The organism is Pedobacter sp. AJM (assembly GCF_002197755.1).
Lineage (GTDB): Bacteria > Bacteroidota > Bacteroidia > Sphingobacteriales > Sphingobacteriaceae > Pedobacter.
The window spans coordinates 589,664-609,975 of record NZ_NHOT01000001.1 but is presented as its reverse complement, the minus strand read 5'-3'; the positions used below and the strand labels follow the sequence as shown (position 1 = coordinate 609,975).

15 protein-coding genes are annotated in these 20,312 nt (G+C 40.8%); 12 read left to right on the top strand and 3 right to left on the bottom strand.

Annotated elements, in window-relative coordinates; translation table 11 throughout:
- Window positions 1-255: 255 nt before the first annotated feature.
- Window positions 256-690: a carboxymuconolactone decarboxylase family protein gene (locus tag CBW18_RS02570; protein WP_088299667.1), complete on the top strand. Its 435-nt coding sequence runs from the start codon at window positions 256-258 to the stop codon at window positions 688-690.
- Window positions 691-740: 50 nt separating this feature from the next.
- Here the strand turns inward: CBW18_RS02570 and CBW18_RS02565 are convergent, their stop codons facing one another.
- Both CBW18_RS02565 and CBW18_RS02560 read right to left on the bottom strand, forming a co-directional pair.
- Window positions 741-1,505: a rhamnogalacturonan acetylesterase gene (locus CBW18_RS02565; protein ID WP_253248946.1), complete on the bottom strand. Its 765-nt coding sequence runs from the start codon at window positions 1,503-1,505 to the stop codon at window positions 741-743.
- 39 nt (window positions 1,506-1,544) lie between these two features.
- Window positions 1,545-3,185, bottom strand: coding sequence for a glycoside hydrolase 43 family protein (locus CBW18_RS02560; protein ID WP_371566105.1), 1,641 nt, complete (start codon window positions 3,183-3,185; stop codon window positions 1,545-1,547).
- Window positions 3,186-3,475: 290 nt separating this feature from the next.
- On the opposite strand from CBW18_RS02560, the gene CBW18_RS02555 reads away from it, so the two are divergent.
- From CBW18_RS02555 to CBW18_RS02505, 11 genes are all read left to right on the top strand, one after another.
- On the top strand, window positions 3,476-4,432 hold the full coding sequence (locus CBW18_RS02555) for a pectinesterase family protein (RefSeq protein ID WP_088299664.1): 957 nt from the start codon (window positions 3,476-3,478) through the stop codon (window positions 4,430-4,432).
- Between the two features lie 158 nt (window positions 4,433-4,590).
- A complete protein-coding gene (locus CBW18_RS02550; protein ID WP_088299945.1) occupies window positions 4,591-6,264 on the top strand; it encodes a glycoside hydrolase family 28 protein in 1,674 nt (557 codons plus the stop codon).
- Window positions 6,264-8,198, top strand: a complete 1,935-nt coding sequence (locus CBW18_RS02545) for a glycoside hydrolase family 88 protein (RefSeq protein ID WP_088299663.1) — start codon at window positions 6,264-6,266, stop codon at window positions 8,196-8,198. The genes CBW18_RS02550 and CBW18_RS02545 overlap by 1 nt, the downstream gene beginning before the upstream one ends.
- Window positions 8,199-8,273: 75 nt before the next feature.
- A complete protein-coding gene (pelA, locus tag CBW18_RS02540; RefSeq protein WP_088299662.1) occupies window positions 8,274-9,287 on the top strand; it encodes a pectate lyase in 1,014 nt (337 codons plus the stop codon).
- A 23-nt stretch (window positions 9,288-9,310) separates the two neighbouring features.
- A complete protein-coding gene (locus CBW18_RS02535; RefSeq protein ID WP_253248945.1) occupies window positions 9,311-10,906 on the top strand; it encodes a tagaturonate reductase in 1,596 nt (531 codons plus the stop codon).
- A 2-nt stretch (window positions 10,907-10,908) separates the two neighbouring features.
- The gene (locus tag CBW18_RS02530; RefSeq protein ID WP_088299661.1) at window positions 10,909-12,555 is read left to right on the top strand and encodes a UxaA family hydrolase; all 1,647 of its coding nucleotides are present in this window, start codon (window positions 10,909-10,911) and stop codon (window positions 12,553-12,555) included.
- Window positions 12,556-12,800: 245 nt separating this feature from the next.
- Window positions 12,801-14,201, top strand: coding sequence for a glucuronate isomerase (gene uxaC, locus CBW18_RS02525; RefSeq protein WP_088299660.1), 1,401 nt, complete (start codon window positions 12,801-12,803; stop codon window positions 14,199-14,201).
- A gap of 89 nt (window positions 14,202-14,290) precedes the next feature.
- Window positions 14,291-15,346, top strand: a complete 1,056-nt coding sequence (locus CBW18_RS02520) for a sugar kinase (protein ID WP_088299942.1) — start codon at window positions 14,291-14,293, stop codon at window positions 15,344-15,346.
- Complete coding sequence (locus CBW18_RS02515; protein ID WP_172406422.1) at window positions 15,339-16,001, top strand: bifunctional 4-hydroxy-2-oxoglutarate aldolase/2-dehydro-3-deoxy-phosphogluconate aldolase; 663 nt, start codon at window positions 15,339-15,341, stop codon at window positions 15,999-16,001. Before CBW18_RS02520 ends, CBW18_RS02515 begins: the two co-directional genes overlap by 8 nt.
- A 16-nt stretch (window positions 16,002-16,017) precedes the next feature.
- Window positions 16,018-17,391, top strand: coding sequence for an MFS transporter (locus CBW18_RS02510; protein ID WP_088299659.1), 1,374 nt, complete (start codon window positions 16,018-16,020; stop codon window positions 17,389-17,391).
- Window positions 17,392-17,430: 39 nt separating this feature from the next.
- Window positions 17,431-19,047 carry an NADP-dependent glyceraldehyde-3-phosphate dehydrogenase gene (locus tag CBW18_RS02505; protein WP_088299658.1) on the top strand — a complete coding sequence of 539 codons (1,617 nt, stop codon included), beginning with the start codon at window positions 17,431-17,433 and terminating at the stop codon, window positions 19,045-19,047.
- Window positions 19,048-19,182: 135 nt separating this feature from the next.
- On the opposite strand, the gene CBW18_RS02500 is transcribed toward CBW18_RS02505, so the two are convergent.
- Entirely contained in the window at window positions 19,183-20,262 is a 1,080-nt protein-coding gene (locus CBW18_RS02500) for an NADH:flavin oxidoreductase/NADH oxidase (protein WP_088299657.1), read from the bottom strand.
- Window positions 20,263-20,312 lie beyond the last annotated feature (50 nt).

The window sequence follows — 20,312 nt, the reverse complement described above, 5'->3', positions numbered from 1 at the left end:
TGTTCTTAATTATAGGCAAATTTAAAATAGATGTTTATTCTTATCATTTAATGCAAATAAGTAACAATCTCAGTTGTTTCAACCAAGGAAGGCACTGAACTATGTTCAGGCAATATGATTATTAAACTTTCCCAATTTTGAATTCATTGCAAATAGCTTGGTGCCCTTTGCAGTTAAGTAGCCTCTTTTCTTAAACTAGATTAAGTTTTTTGATCTATTGATTCCGGACCTTTATAGCGTAATTAAAATATAACAATGGAAACTAGAATTAACATTAAAAAAGCAGAGCCAGCAGCTTATGAAGCCATGTATGGTTTAGAAAAATATTTATCAAACACTAAAATTGACCCCATATTATTGGAGCTGATTAAAATGAGGGCATCGCAAATTAATGGTTGTGCTTTTTGCCTGAATATGCACAGTACAGATGCACGTAAAATTGGCGAAACTGAACAGCGTTTATACTTGCTGAATGCCTGGAGAGAAACCACTTTGTTTACTGAAAAAGAAAAAGCTGTTTTGGCTTTAACGGAAGAGGTAACTTTAATTTCAAAGCATGTTTCTGATGAGACATACCGTAACGCTTCTCGTTTTTTTAATGAGCAGCATTTAGCTCAGGTTATAATGGCGATTATTACCATTAATGCCTGGAATAGAATTGCCATCGCCACGAAATTAATGGTTGGATAAATAATCTGGGATCACTAATGTGATCGGTTAAATCCCACTCATATTAGTGATTACATTGAAGATATATTGATTTTTTTTAAGCCTTCATATACTAACCTGGCAATCTCTTTTGCGCCATCCGGCTGAAAATGGGTATTGTCTTTTTGTCCTTTAGGATAAGCAACATATTTCCCGGAATCTAAATTCATGAAATAATTTTTGGTAACGAAATCAATGCCTTTTGAAGTAAATAAATCTGCGGAAAGTGTTGTTAAGTCAATTACCGGAACACTTAATTCCTTCGCTACATCCATGACGGCCTGAGGATATTCACCATGAGCACTGCCAAGTACTCCATTCTTCCAGGGATAATTTCGGGTTACGGGAGTAATCAGGATAGGTTTGGCACCTTTCGCCCTGGTTTCATTTACATACATTCTTAAAAATTTTTTATAGCCAGGGATATCAACATAACGCTCAGGTTTATCTTTCGCTGCATCATTATGTCCGAATTGAATGAGGACTAAATCATTTTTCTTCAATGTAGTTAAAAGCGCTTTCCATCTGCCTTCTTCAAAAAATGACCGGGTGCTTCTGCCGCCTTTTGCTTGGTCGATTACCAGGGCACTATCATTTTTGATCAGATGATTTAAATTTTTCAGACTATCTTTTATCAGGAATTGTTGAAAAACCTGTCCCCAGCCTGTTAGAGGATAACGTTTCTGCATGTAATCGGTTTCCAGGCTGTAATCAGCAACAGTAGAATCACCAATCAGGTAAACTTTTACAGGTTCGCGTTTTATCATGAACGACATCAGCAAAACTGTTAATCCCATGATGAGACAGATTTGAACATGTTTTTTCATATACCGCAGTTATTTTAATTTATCAATTCTGAACCAATCATACTCTGCTATTCCGGCATCATTGGTTTGTGTATCCCTTATGGCGTACAAGCCTACTTTTGCACCAATCCATTGTCCGGCTGTAGCCTGAAATTCATCACCAACATGTTTAAACATGATGCCATCTTCACTAAAACTAAACTGACATTTAGCACCTTTAACAACTGTTACCTTCATATAAACCTGGCCTGATTTAAGTTTGGCAATTTCTTTTTCGCTTTCGGCTTTTCCCTTATCTGCACTCTGGCAAATGCCAAACATCAGATAAAGTCCGTCATTTTTACTTTTAACACTGATTTTAGCATAGCTTCTACCCATTATCACTAATCCGGTTTGTTCATTTTCGAGTTTTGGATTCGGTTTAAAATTTACTTTAGTCGTGACCGTAAATTCTTCTGCAGGAAATTTCTGCATCAGTAAATTGGGCACATCCCACAAGTTCTTCGCTTCTTCCGGAATTTTTGCAGTATACAATTTCAGAACACCTTTACCTGCATCGGTAAACATCCATGTAGGCTGCGGGTTGGCCTGCCACTGCCATTGCAAGCCTAAATCTGTTGCATTGAATTCATCACTTTCTACTGGCGTACTCATCGGATAAGTTTGGACAACATTTGGTTTTTTATAAATCATGACCGGTTCTCCAATGCCATCATTATCCTGGTCAGTACCAATTATCGGCCAGTTATTTGTCCATTTCATGGGCTGTAAATGAACCACTCTTCCATAAGCATCTTGATCCTGAAAATGGAGGAACCAGTCTTCGCCGGTTGGTGTGTTAACCCAGGCACCCTGATGTGGCCCGTTAACTGTTGATTTTCCCTGATCCATCACTACCCTTCTTTCATAGGGACCATAAATATTTTTACTTCTTAATACCAATTGCCAGCCAGTAGAGACCCCGCCAGCAGGAGCAAATAAGTAATAAAAGCCATTACGTTTATAAAATTTAGGTCCTTCAATGGTCGGGTCTGATTCATGTCCGTCATAAACAATTCTACCCGTCCCGGTAGCTTTGGTTCCATCAGCAGTAAGCGGCATTACGGCTAAAACACTTTTAATTCCGGCACGGCTTCCGGCATAAGCATAGGCGAGGTAGGCTTTTCCATCTTCATCCCAAAACGGACAAGGATCGATCAAACCTTTTCCGGCAGCCACTAATTTCGGGTCAGACCACTCTCCTGTAATGTTTTTTGCTTTAGTTAGATAAATGCCAAAATCCGGATCGGGATAATAAATATAAAATTCACCATTTCGGTACCTGATAGAGGGTGCCCAAACACCATTACCATGCTGTGTTTTTTCAAAATGATCAAATGGAGGTTGCCTCTTTAAAGCATGACCAATAATTTTCCAATTAACGAGGTCTTTTGAATGAAGAATGGGCAAGCCCGGAACGGCATCAAAGCTTGAAGCAATCAGATAGAAATCATTGCCCACACGGATGGCATCCGGATCAGAATAATCGGCATAAATAACCGGGTTTTGATAAGTACCATTGCCCTGATCAGCTATCCAAACTTTTGAGATATCACTATTATTCTGAGACTGTGCCAATGCGTGGAAGCAAAGGCCCGTTACAAGTATGAATTTCAGGAAATATTTCATCATGATGATTGATATATGGTTAGTATTATCGCATTAAATCTTTGGCTATTTATATAATCAAGCCTGCAGATTAGCCAACTAACAAGATTAAGCCTTTTTTTATTTTTGATCAAGACGATACTGTGCAATCGTTCCCGACATCGTTTGCGATCTTTATTGTTGACTTTTCTTCTTTACGATCATTATTAATGTTTAAAATTGTCTATCATATATTTGTTAAAGCCCGGCTGCGTGATTAAGTTTATACTTTATTTACGTGGCCGATTTTAATTGATGCCTAACCAGATCCCAATATGAAATTCATTATTCTAGTACTGTTTGTTGCGTTTTCCTGCACTGCAAATGCCATTGATGCCAAACCAGATTTTGTGGTCGATGCAAAGGGAGGTGGCGATTTCAAAACGGTGCAGGAAGCCATTCATGCAGTGCCGGATTTTAGAAATAAAATCACCACTATTTTTATAAAAAAAGGAATCTATAAAGAAAAATTGATCCTGGCCGCATCTAAAAAGAACGTGAGGCTGGTTGGCGAAAGTTTAAATGAAACCATTCTAACGTATGATGATTTTGCACAAAAGAAGAATATTTTTGGAGAAGATAAGGGCACATCAGGTTCATCAAGTTTTTATATTTATGGTGAAGGATTTTCTGCAGAAAATATCACGTTCGAAAATTCATCCGGTCCGGTGGGACAAGCTGTTGCCGTTTGGGCAGGTGGCGATAAATCTGCTTTCATAAACTGCCGGTTTCTGGGGTTTCAGGATACGCTTTATACTTACGGCGGGAATAACCGGCAATTTTATAAAAACTGCTACATTGAAGGAACGGTAGATTTTATCTTTGGTTCTGCTACTGCCTGGTTTGAAAGATGTACGCTTTTTTGCAAAAAGCAAGGTTACATTACCGCCGCATCAACTGCTGATACGACTAAATTTGGCTATGTTTTTAACCAATGTACAATCAAAGGCGATGCGCCTGAAAACAGCTTTTATCTGGGGCGTCCGTGGCGGCCTTATGCAAAGGTGGTATTTTTAAACTGTGAGCTTCCGGCACTGATTCGACCTGAAGGCTGGGATAACTGGGGGAAAGAAAGCAATGAACAAACCGCTTATTATGCTGAATATCAAAACAGCGGCAAAGGTGCCCGGCCTGAAAAGCGGGTGAAATGGTCTCATCAGCTCAGCAATGAGGCGTATAAAAGTTACATTATGGAAAACGTTTTCCGCGGATGGAATCCTGAACAAAAATAATGTATGTAAGGATTTGTATTTCAGATTTTTAATTGTTTGTATGGCAGGTATCTGATGCTTTTCTCCGGCAACGTTTGCATAGATTTCTCTTCGCTTTTAAAGGCAAACAACGTACACTTGTTATTACAATAACCAAGTATAATTTAACCGCGCAAATAATGAAATATATTTCTGGAAGTTTATGCCATTCTAAAATAGCCCTCGCCTTTATCCTTATTTGTAGTGCTGGTATAACAAAAGCCCAGCAAAAAACGAGTTTACCAGTTATCCGCCAAGTTAAAATTAAAAATGATACCACCAGTATTGTTAATTTTGGCGCTAAAGGTGATGGCATAGCTTTAAATACAGAAAGCATCAATAAAACCATAAGCAGTGTCAGCCAGAAAGGTGGCGGAGTGGTGGTAATCCCTTCAGGTTTATGGCTTACCGGGCCTATAGAACTGAAAAGTAACGTGAATCTTCATTTAAAAAGAGATGCTATTCTTCAGTTTACAGCTGATTTCAATCAATATAAACTGGTGGAAGGAAATTGGGAAGGCAGGCCGGCTTGGCGCAACCAAAGTCCGATTTCAGGAACAAACCTGGAAAACATTGCCATTACCGGAACCGGCATTATTGATGGGAACGGTGGCGCGTGGCGCATGGTAAAAAAAGATAAGTTAACAGAATCCCAATGGAAAAACCTGGTTGCTTCCGGTGGAATTGTTCGCGAAGATGGCAAAATGTGGTACCCGTCGGCTAAAACCGTTAAGGGCTCAAATACCAAAAATGCAGGCGTCATTGAATCAGGTAAAACAGCAAAGGATTATGAAGATATCAAAGATTTTCTCCGTCCGAATCTGCTCGTGCTCACCAATTGTAAAACCATCCTTTTAGAAGGGGTTACTTTTCAAAACTCACCCGCCTGGAACCTGCATCCCCTGCTTTGTGAAGATTTAACCTTGAGAAATCTTCAGGTGAAAAACCCCTGGTATGCACAAAATGGTGATGGGGTAGATGTAGAATCCTGTAAAAATGTATTAATTGAAGGCAGCACTTTTGATGTTGGTGATGATGGAATCTGCATTAAATCTGGCAGAGATGAAGCCGGACGCCAGCGTGGTGTACCAACAGAAAATGTAATTGTAAGAAATAATGTAGTATACCATGCGCATGGCGGTTTCGTTATAGGAAGTGAAATGAGCGGTGGTGCTAAAAATATCTGGGTATATGATTGTTCTTTTATTGGTACCGATATTGGCTTACGCTTTAAAACAACACGTGGGCGTGGTGGAATTGTAGAAAATATTTATGTAAATAACATCAACATGATTGATATTCCGGGTGAGGCCATCCTGTTTGATATGTATTATGCCGCCGTTGATCCCATTGTGCTGGCGGGTGAAAAACGTGAGGCCATAAAAAGTGTCATGATTCCGGTTACAGAAGCTACACCACAGTTCAGAAATTTTTATATCAAAGATGTGGTGGCGAATGGTGCTGAAAAAGCCATCTTTTTCAGGGGTTTGCCAGAAATGAATATCAAAGACATTCACCTGGAAAATGTAACCATTAAGGCTAAAGAAGGCATTGAAATCATTGAAGCAACAGGCATCTTTTTAAAGAATGTAAAGGTGATTACCGATAACTCTAACCCGGTTGTGAATATTCAGAACAGCTCCAATATCAATATCGATAAACTCCAGTATAAAAACGGTGCCGAATTATTATTTAATGTAGCCGGCGATAAATCAAAAGGAATTAAAGTAAGCGGCACAGATGCTTCAAAAGCAAAAAAGGTATCCAGCAGTGCTGCTGAAGTCAATAAAAATGCATTAGAGATTTCAAAATAATGAAGAAGAAATCAGTTTTATATACCGCAATCGCATTTCTGGGATGTTCAGTATTATCGCTGACAGGTTTTGCACAAAAGAAACTTTCTGAACAGTTAACCAGGACTGCAATGGAGAAATTGTTTCAGGATACTGCTGTACTAAAAGGTGCGAAAGGTCCGAAGTGGACATACGATATGGGTGTAGTGCTTGAAGGTGCCGCTGCCGTTTGGCGCAATACCGGAAACGGTGACTATTTTAAATACATCCAGTCATCTATGGACGCTTATTTAGATAAGGAAGGAAATATTGCTACTTACAAGGCGGAAGATTTTAACATCGACAATATTAAAAACGGGCGTTCGCTTCTGCTGTTGTATAAAGTTACCGGGCAGCAAAAATACCTTCTGGCAGCAAATAAACTTTATGATCAGTTGCAGCAACAGCCGCGAACGAAAGAGGGGGGCTTCTGGCATAAGAAAATTTATCCCAACCAGATGTGGCTTGATGGCTTGTATATGGGCGAGCCTTTTTACGCGGAATATGCTCGTCTGATGAAAAAAGATGCTGCTTATGATGATATTGCCAATCAGTTTATCTGGATGGAAAAAAATGCTCGCGATCTGAAAACAGGTCTCTTATACCATGGTTATGATGAAAGCAGGACCGAAAGATGGGCAGATAAGAAAACAGGCTTATCGCCGCACTTCTGGGGGCGGGCAATGGGTTGGTACATGATGGCTTTGGTTGATGTATTGGATAATTTTCCTGAAAATCATCCGAAACGAAAAGAATTATTGGCCATTTTAAACCGTACAGCCACCGCTGCAGTAAAAGTTCAGGATGCTAAATCAGGGGTTTGGTTTGATATCCTCAACCTGCCCGCTAAAAAAGGCAATTACCTGGAAAGTTCCGCATCGAGTATGTTTGTGTATGGTTTAGCTAAAGGTGTTCGCAAAGGCTGGTTACCACAAAATTTTATGGCTGCAGCAAGTAAAGGTTATGCCGGTTTAAAGAAAGAATTTATTGAAAAGGCTGGTGATGAAAGGGTAAACCTGACTAAAACCGTTTCTGTTTCTGGTTTAGGCGGAAAGCCAAAATACCGTGATGGCAGCTTTGAATATTACATCAGTGAGAAAGTGATTACCAATGATCCGAAAGGCGTTGGGGCTTTTATTTGTGCAGCCGCCGAAATGGAAATAGCCGCATTGCCTAAAACTGGAAAAGGCCTTACCGTTACGGTCGACAATTTCTTTAACAACGAGTACATGACCGGCCCAGCCGGTGATAAAATCCCCTTCCATTACCTTTGGAACGAAGATGATAACAATGGATTTTCTTTGCTTGGAAAGGTTTTTAACGATGCAGGTGTAAAAACCTCAACCTTAAAAGTTGCGCCAACCACAGCGAATTTAAAAGGCAATAATATTTATATTATTGTTGATCCGGATACCGAAAAGGAAACAGCAAATCCAAATTTCATGAATGCCGAACACGCCAAACAAGTGAGCGAATGGGTGAAAGCTGGCGGCGTTTTAGTGCTATTGCTTAATGATGTGGGCAATTGCGAGATCACTAAATTTAATGTATTGCCAGAATCCTTCGGAATTAAATTTAATGAGGATAGCCGGAACAAAGTACAAGGCTCAAATTTTGAACAGGGTGCAATCAAAATCCCGGCAGGAAATTCGATTTTCAAAACAGCGAAAAAAGTGTACATCAAAGAAATTTCAACCATCGTTGCCAAAATGCCTGCAGTTGCTGCGCTAACCGATAAAGGTGATGTAATTATCGCGACAGCAAAATATGGCAAAGGAACGGTATTCGCCGTTGGCGATCCATGGTTCTACAATGAATATATCGATGGAAGAAAATTGCCCGCAGAATTTGAAAATTTTAAGGCAACCAACGATTTGGTGAACTGGTTAATCAAGCAGGTACCGGTTAAGAAATAAGAATTTAAAGGCCTTAACTTAAGGAGAAAACAGTTTAATTCAGTTCATGATTTTGGTTAATAAAAGAACAACAAAATGAGCATAAAATTATTATTAACCGTTATCTGTTGTTTCCTGCTGGCATCTTGCTATGCACAAATGCGAACCGATTCAACCGCAGAAAAAATGTTGGTTTATCAGTTAGGAAACGGCGGCTGGCCAAAGCAACTGGAAGATAAGAGTGTTGTCAATTATGGTGCAGACTTAACACCTGCATTGCTTGCCAGAATAAAAGCCACTGAAGATAAGCATGCTACATTTGATAATAAGGCGACCAGCCGGGAAGTCGTTTACCTGGTAAAAGCCTATAAAAAAACGCAGAACAAAACTTACCTGATAGCTGCAGAAAAAGGGCTGGATTATATGCTGGCGGCTCAATATGATAATGGTGGCTGGCCTCAGTATTATCCCGATCAATCTTCCTACCGTTCGGAAATTACATACAATGATGATGCAATGGTCAATGTGCTGAATATTTTACAAGACATTGCCAGTGGGAAAAATGATTTCGAAGTCGTTAACCCAAAGTATCTTCCGAAAGTTAAAAAGGCCATTGTAAAAGGAACTCAATGCATGTTGGAAACTCAGGTAAAACAACAAGGTGTGCGCACCATTTGGGCAGCACAATATGATAAAGACTCGATGTTACCGGCAAAAGCCCGGAATTTTGAGCCAGCTTCTTTAAGTACAAGTGAATCAGTTGGTATTGTTCGTTTTCTCATGCGTATTCAAAACCCATCTAATGAGGTAAAAGCAGCAATAGCCGCCGCAATAAAATGGTTCGATACTTATAAAATAACAGGCTATCGTTTCGACAGGGAAAAAGGAAAAACAGCCGCGCTAATCGCCGATCCATCAGGAATGGTTTGGGCACGCTTTTATGATTTAGATAAGAACGTACCCCTTTTTGGCGACCGCGATAATTCCATAAAATCAAAGCTGGAAGAATTAAGTCCGGAAAGAAGGAATGGTTATGCCTGGTATGGTAACTGGGGACAAAAATTGATAGAAAAAGAATACCCGAAGTGGTTGGCTGCTAACGGAAATTAAATAAAAATAAGACTTGTCATTGCGTGGAAGGAAGCAATCTTAAACTACAGGTAGGGATTTTACCGTTAAAGATGGCTCGTTTCCCGAGAGGACGAAATGATGTGAACATGATTCTAAACAAAGAAAATTTAAAGAACATTAGCGAAGAAAAGGTGAAAAAGCCAACCGCTGAAATGTTGGAGTTGCCAGAGCGGGTAATCCAATTCGGAACCGGCGTTTTGTTACGTGGCTTGCCGGATTATTTTATTGATCAGGCCAATCATCAGGGCATTTTTAACGGAAGAGTAGTATTGGTTAAAACAACAGCTAAAGCCGGCGCAGATGAATTTGCTAATCAGGATAACTTGTATACACTTTGTGTTAAAGGGATTGAAAATGGTAACGAAGTGGAAGAAAACATGATCAATGCAGCCATAAGCCGTGTATTATCAGCAACATCTGAATGGGCAGAAGTTTTAAAAACGGCACATCAGCCCGAGATGAAGGTTGTGATTTCAAATACAACTGAAGTTGGAATTGTAAAAAGTGAAGATAAAATTACGGATGCGCCACCGCAATCCTTTCCAGGTAAACTGTTGGCTTTCTTACATGAAAGATATAAAGCCTTCAACGGATCGGAGGAAAGCGGGATGGTAATTGTGCCAACAGAACTTATTAGTGATAATGCAGATAAATTAAAAGAAATTGTACTCGATCTGGCTATTCAGAATAAACTGGGTTGGGATTTCGAAAACTGGTTGAGAACAGCTAATCATTTCTGCAAAACGCTGGTAGACCGGATTGTGCCCGGAAAGCTGCCGGCAGAAGCACAGCAAAGCATGGAAGATGCACTCGGGTATACTGATAGATTGATGATCATGGCTGAGCCGTTCAGGCTTTGGGCAATTGAATCATCAAGTGAGAAAGTGAAAGAAATTTTATCGTTTGCTTCAGCAGATAAAGGCATTTTTATTGTACCCTCCATTGATAAATTTAAAGAGCTGAAACTCCGTTTGTTAAACGGAACGCATACCATTAGCTGTGGGTTAGCCATTTTAGCAGGTTTCCATACCGTAAAAGAAGCCATGGCTGATGGAGAATTTGCTAAACACGTGTTGAAACTAATGCAGGAAGAAATTGTACCGGCAGTAGAAAATGAAGACATTACCAAAGATGAAGCCCTCGCTTTTGCTAAAAGTGTGGTCGATCGTTTCAGTAATCCGTTTTTAGACCATCAATGGCATGCCATTACGCTAAACTATACCCAGAAATTGCAGATGCGTAATATGCCTTTGATTAGAAAATATTATGCACTTCATAACCAGGTGCCTCAGCGCACTGCGCTCGGTGTTGCTGCCTACATCGTTTTCATGAATGTTACTCAGGATGGCGGCCAATATTTATCCACCGTTAATGGAAAAAGGTACACTACGCAGGATGAATTTGCTGAAGTGCTTCACGGTTACTGGAAAAACCCTGAAACCGTAGTAGATAGTACGCTTGGAGATCGACGTTTGTGGGATAAAAACTTAAATAATTATCCTGGTTTTAATGCAGCTGTAAAATCTTACGTAGAACAATTACAAAATAAAGGTGCAAAGGAAACTTTAAGTAACTTGCATCAAGAAAGAACAAATTAAAAATGGTGACTAGAATTTTAAAAATCCATCCCAATGATAATGTGCTGGTAGCCTTACAAAATTTAACAAAGGGCGAAACCATTATTTACGATGGAGATGAATATGTTTTACAGGATGATATTCAGGCGAAGCATAAGTTTTTCATGCAGGATATGAATGCAGGTGATCACATCATCATGTATGGCGTTTTGGTAGGTAAAGCGCAACATTTTATCCTTAAAGGTGGGTTAATGGATACTGAAAATACCAAACATGCTTCAGATCCATATGAATTTAAACCCTACCATTATGAGTGGCGTGCACCTGATGTTTCTAAATTTGCAGCTAGGACCTTTAACGGGTACATCCGTAATGACGGTCGCGTGGGTACAGCAAATTACTGGTTATTTATTCCAACGGTATTCTGCGAAAACCGTAACCTGGATGTGATCCGTGAAGCACTGCACAATGAGTTGGGTTATGCCGTTACTGATAAATACAAATCATACGCTCATCATCTGGTAGAGGCTTATAAAAATGGTGAAGATTTAAGCGAGGCTGATACCACCACTATCGGACAGGCCAATCATGTAGCCAATCGTATTTTCAAAAATGTAGATGGCATTAAGTTTTTAAACCACCATGGAGGATGTGGCGGTACCCGTCAGGATGCAGCGACATTAAGCAAGCTTTTAGCTGCTTATGCAGATCATCCGAATGTGGCTGGAGTTACTGTTTTAAGCTTGGGCTGCCAGAATTTACAGGTGCAGGATTTTGTGGATGACTTAAAACAACGTTCGCCGAATTTCGATAAACCAATGTTTATTTTCGAGCAGCAGCAATCGCAAAGTGAAGAACAATTGGTAAAAGAAGCGATCAGGAAAACCTTTATCGGTTTAACGGAGATCAATAAAATTGAACGTCAGCCAGCACCTTTAAGCAAACTGGTATTAGGCGTGAAATGTGGCGGAAGCGATGGCTTTAGCGGCATCAGCGCCAACCCGGCAGTGGGTTATACTTCAGATTTATTGGTGGCCCTGGGCGGAACCATACTTTTAGCTGAATTCCCGGAGCTTTGTGGTGCCGAGCAACAGTTAATTGATCGCACAAAAGATGAAACTGCGGCCCGTAAATTTATCCAGCTGATGACAGCTTATAACCAGGCTGCAGAAAACGTGGGCTCGGGCTTTTTCATGAATCCATCACCTGGAAATATTAAAGATGGCTTAATTACGGATGCCATTAAAAGTACAGGTGCGGCGAAGAAAGGCGGAACATCGCCGGTAGAAGATGTGCTTGATTACACCGAACCTGCCACCAAGCCCGGCTTAAACCTGGTTTGTACGCCCGGTAATGATGTGGAAGCCACCACTGGTAAGGCTGCTTCAGGTGCAACGCTTATTTTGTTTACAACCGGATTGGGAACGCCGACAGGAAACCCGGTTTGTCCTACCATAAAAGTGTCTACCAATAACGCTTTAACCAAACGCATGGGCGATATTATCGATATCAACTGCGGGCCGGTAATTGAAGGGGAAAAAACCATCGAACAAATGGGCGAAGATATTTTAGAATATTGTATTAAAGCAGCCAGTGGTGAGGTAATTCCGAAAGCAGTCCTCTTAAACCAGGATGATTTTATTCCATGGAAACGGGGAGTGAGTTTGTAGTACAGAGTCATTAGTCGGGAGTCTAGCGTCAGAAGTCTTTAGTCCTAAGTCTCTGGCGTAAAAACCGTCATTGCGAGATACAAAGTCATTTCTTTCGAAATTAAAATGTCGTACTGCTCAATGAGGATAAATACCATAAGAAGTTAGTGTTCTGTGTCTTCACAAAACATCAAAGATTATTAATAAATGAAATGAATAGACAGGCGTTTTGATCATCTCAAATCTAATGTCTCAAATCAAATAGAATGAAACCATTTTTAGACGAAAATTTTCTTTTGCAAAGCAAAACAGCTGAAAAGCTTTACCATGATTTTGCAAAATCGTTGCCCATTATTGATTACCACAATCACCTTATTCCTGATCAGATTGCGAACGATAAACAGTTCGAGAATATTACACAGGTCTGGCTGGCTGGTGACCATTACAAATGGAGGGCGATGCGTGCCAACGGTGTAGATGAAAAATACATCACTGGCGATGCATCAGATTTTGAAAAATTCGAAAAATGGGCAGAAACTGTTCCTTATACCTTACGTAATCCTTTATACCACTGGACACACCTGGAATTGCAACGTTATTTCGGGATCACCGATATTTTATCAGGCAAAACAGCCCGTAAAATTTACGATGAATGTTCGGCTAAACTGCAAACACCAGCATATTCAGTGCGTGGTTTGCTGGCGAAGATGAATGTCGAAGCCGTTTGCACTACTGACGATCCATTAGATAGCTTGAATTTTCATCAGCAGCTGGCTCAAGAAGGGGTGGCTTTAAAGATGTTGCCTGCTTTCCGTCCGGATAAGGCCATGAATAGTGACGATGTGACGGGTTTAAATGAATACATCGATAAGTTAGAAAGTGTGGTTGGGACATCGATCAGCAGTTTTCAGGATTATCTCAATGCCTTAAAAAGCCGTCATGATTACTTCGCTGCGAACGGCTGTTCCGTTTCAGATCACGGTTTGGAGCAGATTTATGCCGAGGATTATACCGATCAGGAAATCACTTCCATTTTTGAAAAAATCAGAAGTAAACAAGAAATTTCTTACGAGGAAAACCTGAAATTTAAATCAGCCATGCTGATCTGTTTTGCCGAGTGGGACCATGAAAAAGGCTGGGTGCAACAATATCATTTGGGGGCTTTGCGCAACAACAACGCCCGGATGCTGCGCCAGCTTGGTCCGGATACAGGATGGGATTCTATCGGCGATTTTTCTCAGGCCAGAATGCTGTCTAAGTTTTTAAACCGTTTAGATAATCAGGATCAACTGGCAAAAACCATTATTTACAATTTAAATCCGGCAGACAATGAATTAATTGCCACCATGATTGGCAATTTTAACGATGGATCAATCGCTGGTAAAGTGCAGTTTGGATCGGCATGGTGGTTTCTGGATCAGAAAGACGGCATGATTAAACAGCTAAATGCCTTATCAAATATGGGGCTTCTGAGCCGCCTTGTTGGGATGTTAACTGATTCCAGAAGTTTTCTGTCTTTTCCGCGACATGAATACTTCCGCAGGATAATCTGTAACCTTTTTGCCGAAGATATAGAGAATGGCGAATTGCCTGACGATTTGGATTGGGTGGGTAAAATAGTGCAGGATATTTCGTACTTTAACGCAAAAAATTACTTTACTTTTTAATTCAGCACCTCGCTTTCTGTCAGCACAAACCTAAATAATTAACGGTTCTTAGCATACGAACTAAAGTGAATAAACAAGCCGAAAAAAACATGAGTAATCAATTCGCATCCTTCATAAAAAAAGGAGAACAAGTTTTAAGTTTTGGAGAAATCCTTCTACGTATCTGCCCTGATAGTGATGGACAGTGGCTGAATGAGAATAAACTGCCCTTTTACATTGGCGGAGCAGAACTCAATGTGGCTACTGCACTGGCACTTTGGCAAGTGCCCTCTGCTTATCTGTCTGCCATGCCTGAAAATTCAGTTACGCAGGATATTGTTGGCTATCTTAATGAGAGAAATGTTGATACCGGGTCTATGGTTTTTCATGGCGACCGTTTGGGTTTATATTATCTTACGAAAGGAAAAGATTTAAAAAATGCCGGCGTAATCTATGATCGGGCTAATTCTGCTTATGCCAATTTAAAAGTAGGTCAGATCAATTGGGATGATGTTTTTGAGGGGGTAACCTGGTTTCATTTTAGCGCGATTTGTCCGGCGGTTAATCAATCTATAGCAGATGTTTGTCTGGAAGCTTTAAAGGTAGCCAGCGAAAAGAACATCACCATTTCTCTGGATTTAAATTACAGGGCCAAACTCTGGAAATATGGGAAAGAGCCAATCGATATCCTTCCGGAACTGGCTAAATACTGCACCCTGATTATGGGCAACGTATGGGCAGCAAATAAAATGCTGGGCACGGCACTTCACGAAGATTTGTTGCCAACAGAAGGCTATGCAAAGGAAACGTTACTGCAACAAGCTACTGATACCTCCAAAGAAATATTAAGTTTGTTTCCGGCATGTAAGGTCGTTGCCAATACCTTTCGTTTTGATCATGGGAAGGGCATCAGGTATTATACAGCCATTTACAGTAATGATGAATTAACCGTTTCGCCAGAATATGTTTCTGATGAGATTCTAGATAAGGTAGGCAGTGGCGATTGTTTTATGGCCGGATTGATTTATGGTTTTTACAACCATCTTCCGGTAGCTGAAACCCTAAATTTTGCCACCGCAGCGGCTTACGATAAATTATACATCCCAAGCGATGCCACCACCAGCACTGTGGCGGATATTGAAAAAAGAATAATACACCATGATTAGTAACAAACACAAGATTTTAGATGCCATTTTAGAACAAGGCATGCTGCCACTTTTTTACCAGGATAGTGAAACAGGGAGTGTAGAAATATTACGTACGTTATATAAAGCCGGTGTTCGCGTGTTTGAATATACCAATCGTGGAAAATCAGCTTTGCCAAATTTTAAAAAGCTTAAAGAAATCAGAGATGCAGAAATGCCCGATCTTTATCTGGGCATTGGAACCATTAAAACACCAGCTGATGCAAATGCTTTTATTGAGGCAGGAACAGATTTTATTGTAGCGCCAATTGTTAATCCTGCAGTAGCAGAAATTGCGAATAAAATAGGGATGCTCTGGATTCCGGGTTGTATGACACCTACCGAAATCAGCATCGCACAGGAACATAAGGCCATGCTGATTAAAATCTTCCCGGCCAATATCTTAGGGCCTGAATTTATTTCTTCCATTAAAGATCTTTTCGCTGGTCAGCTTTTTATGCCAACAGGTGGTGTGGAAATTAATGCCGATAACCTGAAAACCTGGTTTAAAGCAGGGGTTTGCGCCGTGGGGATGGGCAGCAAATTGATCAGTAAAGAGGTCATGAATAAAGGGCTTTATGAGGAGCTTTCTGAAAACACAAAACTAGCGCTCGATCTGATCAAGCAGAGCAAATAACTTAACAACTAACCAAATGAACCGTACCAAGATTGGCAAATACAGGTGGACAATATGTGCCCTGCTGTTTTTTGCTACTACCGTAAATTATTTAGATCGCCAGGTATTAAGTTTGCTTTCGGGCAAGCTTGAAACTGAATTTGGCTGGACAAACTCCGATTATGCTAACATCACGGCAGCCTTTCAGTTTGTTTATGCCATTTCCATGCTTTTCGCCGGAAGAATTATCGATAAGCTGGGTACCAAATGGGGTTATGCCATCGCAATCATTGTATGGTCTTTAGGGGCAATCCTGCATGCAAAAGCCATTCCGGTTGGGGAGGCTGTTTCCTCCTTACTGGCCTTGATTGGCATTACCAGCATATCAGTTTCGGTGTTGGGGTTTATTGTATCACGGGCAGTGCTGGGTTTTGGTGAATCGGGAAACTTTCCGGCAGCCATCAAAGCTACGGCAGAATATTTCCCTAAAAAAGAACGTTCTCTGGCCACCGGGATTTTCAATTCCGGAGCCAATGTTGGTGCTATCCTTGCGCCGGCAACCGTACCCTATATTGCCGAAGCCTGGGGCTGGGAAACTGCCTTTCTGATTATTGGCGGGGTGGGGTTTTTATGGCTGATTTTCTGGTTTATATTTTATGATAAACCGGAAGAGCAAAAACGATTGAAGAAACCTGAACTTGAATACATCCTGTGTGACACAGATGAGCAGGTAATTGTGCCTACAGAATCTGAAACCGAAGCCAAAAAAGTGTCGTGGTTTAAACTGCTGGGTTACAAACAAACCTGGGCTTTTACTTTCGGTAAGTTTATGACCGATGGTGTTTGGTGGTTTTTCCTGTTCTGGCTACCGTCCTATCTTAAAGCACAGTATGGCATGGAAGGTACATCCATCTCTTTTCCTTTATTTATCCTCTACAGCATGACCATGATTGGAAGTGTTGGTGGTGGATGGTTCCCGGCCTATTTTCTGAAAAAGGGATATAATGTATATGAAGGCAGAATGAAAGCCATGTTTGTGATTGCATTATTTCCTTTGGTCGTGCTCCTGGCGCAACCTTTAGGTCATTATACTTTCTGGATTCCCGTTATCCTTATAGGTATTGGCGCATCGGCACATCAGGCCTGGTCTGCAAATATTTTTACAACTGTTTCTGACATGTTTCCTAAAAAAGCGGTAGGTTCCATTATCGGAATCGGCGGAATGGCGGGTGGTTTGGGTGGCGTTATTGTTTCAAAAGCAGGTGGCGCTTTATTCGATCATTATAAAGCCTTGGGCCATATTCAAACCGGCTATACCATTATGTTTGCATTTTGTGCCATTGCCTATGTAATCGCCTGGACAGTGATGAAATTTCTCGTTCCAAAATACAAAGTGATAGAACTGGATTAAACTAAATTATAAATCTTAATAAATGACCAATTGAACACCATGCTAGATCTTGAAAGTATTTTCGTTGAAGAAAGCCAGATTCCGGATGAATTCAGGCTGAAAGAAGAAATTAATCAGAGAGCGTTTCTGTCGAACGGTGAAATGAAAACCTGGAACGGACCTTTCAACGAGGTTTTCTCTCCGGTTTGCGTAAAAACGCCTGAAGGTTACCAGCGGAAGCGGATTGGTAGTTTTCCGGTTTGTACGGAAAAAGAATCTACCGAAGCCTTGGATGCTGCTGTTGCGGCTTACGACAATGGCCGCGGACAATGGCCAACTATGAGTGTAGCTGACCGCATCACCTGCGTAGAAAATTTTACCCACAAAATGATCGAGCAAAAAGAAATTGTTGCCAAACTCATCATGTGGGAAATCGGTAAATCTTATGCCGATTCGGTTAAAGAATTTGACCGTACAGTGGAATACATCTATGCCACGATTGATGCGCTGAAAGATATCGACCGTCAATCTTCCCGTTTTGAGATTGAGCAAGGCATTGTGGCACAGGTTCGCCGTTCACCACTAGGCGTGGTGCTTTGTATGGGCCCGTTTAATTATCCCTTAAATGAAACGTTCACGACCCTGATTCCTGCTTTGATCATGGGCAATACGCTTTTATTCAAACCACCTAAACATGGTACCCTATTGCATTATCCTTTATTGGAGGCTTTCCGGTCTAGTTTTCCAAAGGGGGTGGTAAACACCATTTATGGCCGTGGAAATACAATTGTTCCGGGTTTAATGAAGTCGGGAAAAATTAATGTATTAACCTTGATCGGCTCAAGTAAGGTGGCTAATGAACTGAAGAAATTGCATCCCAAAGTGAATCGTTTGCGTGCAATTTTAGGTTTAGATGCAAAAAATGCAGCCATTATCACCAAAGATGCTGATCTGGATTTAGCCGTTTCTGAAACGGTTCTTGGCGCTCTATCATTCAACGGACAGCGTTGTACCGCACTTAAAATTATATATGTGCACCGCAGCCTGGCACAGGAATTTTTAAAACGTTTATCTGCAGAAGTGGAGAAACTGAAATTCGGAATGCCCTGGGAGAAAGGTGTAAATCTTACCCCGCTTCCGGAGTTAAATAAACCTGAATACCTGAAAGAATGTATTGATGATGCCATTGTACACGGAGCGAAAGTGGTAAACAAAAATGGCGGACAAACCTTCGAAACGTTCGTTTATCCGGCAATTGTTTATCCGGTAAACAGCAATATGAAATTATATCGTGAAGAACAGTTTGGTCCGATTGTGCCGGTGGTTCCATTTGATGATCTGGAAGAGCCTATTGAATACTTAATTGGATCGCCACACGGACAGCAAGTGAGTATTTTCAGTAATAATGCTGCGGTGATTTCTTCACTGATTGATCCTTTGGTAAACCAGGTGAGTAGAGTGAACATTAACTGCCAGTGCCAGCGTGGGCCGGATGCATTTCCTTTTACAGGAAGAAAAGACAGTGCCGAGGGAACGCTTTCTGTAGTTGATGCTTTGCGTTCTTTTTCTATTCGTTCATTGGTGGCTACCAAATTTACGGATGACAACAAGAAATTACTGAATGAGATTGTAAATGGAAATGATTCCAATTTCTTAAGTACGAAATATATTTTTTAAGCTAAATAGCCAACTGGCGAAGTCTCAAAAGCGAGTGCTCAGCAAGACTTCGTCAGTTTTAAAGATCTTAGTTTTGACAACTTTTATAAGGATTTGCTAATAAAGGCTGTCAAAGCTATTCATTTCATATGGTACTTACTTTTTAAAGGTTTCTCTTTTGGCCCGTACATACTGATTCGGCCATTCCACATCATCACCCAGAATCTGAGCGGCATGTGTAGGAAAATAAGCATCACGTAAAGATTCCCTGGCGATGAAAATCAAATCGGCTTTGCCTTCCTGTAAAATTTCTTCAGCCTGATGGGCATCCACAATTACACCTACAGCACCGGTATAAATACCGATTTTATTCCTGATCTGATCTGCAAAAGGCACCTGATAGTTTGGCCCGGCAGGGATAACTGCATCTGGTACATTTCCTCCCGACGAGGTATCGATTAAATCTACACCCCGATCTTTTAATACGGCTGATAACTGTAAAGAATCATTTTCATTCCATCCGTTTTCTGTCCAGTCGGTGGCAGAAATGCGTACGAATAATGGTAAAGTTTCCGGCCAGACAGATTGTACGGCTTCTACCACATCAATAACCAAACGAATGCGGTTTTCGAAACTTCCACCATATACATCTGTACGTTTATTGCTGATCGGGCTAAAAAACTCATGCAATAAATAACCATGTGCCGCATGGATTTCCACCACCTTATAGCCCGCATCAAGTGCCCGTTTTGCCGCAGCCCGGAAAGCAAAAACAATTTCCTGGATCTCAGGAATACTCAGCTCATGTGGCGCAACCTGCCCCGGTTTAAAAGGAATGGGTGAAGGCCCAACTGTTTTCCAGCTGTTTTCGCCTGCCGCCAGTTGTTCACCACCGTTCCAGGGTAAATCACAACTTGCTTTCCGGCCGGCATGTGCCAGTTGAATCCCGGCAATTGCACCATTTTCATGAATGAAAGAAACAATCTGTTTTAGTTTTTCTACATGATCATCTTTCCAGATGCCTAAATCAGCATGTGTAATTCTGCCTTCAGGTGTTACAGCCGAGGCTTCCTGAATAATCAAACCTGCACCACCTACCGCACGACTGCCCAAGTGCACCAAATGCCAGTCGTTGGCAAAACCATCCACTGCCGAATACTGACACATGGGCGAGATCACAATTCTATTTTTAAACGTAACATCCTTTATGGTGAAAGGAGAAAATAATTTTGACATATTAATATGATATTATAACGTAAATTAAAAAGGGAGACATAAAAATTTAG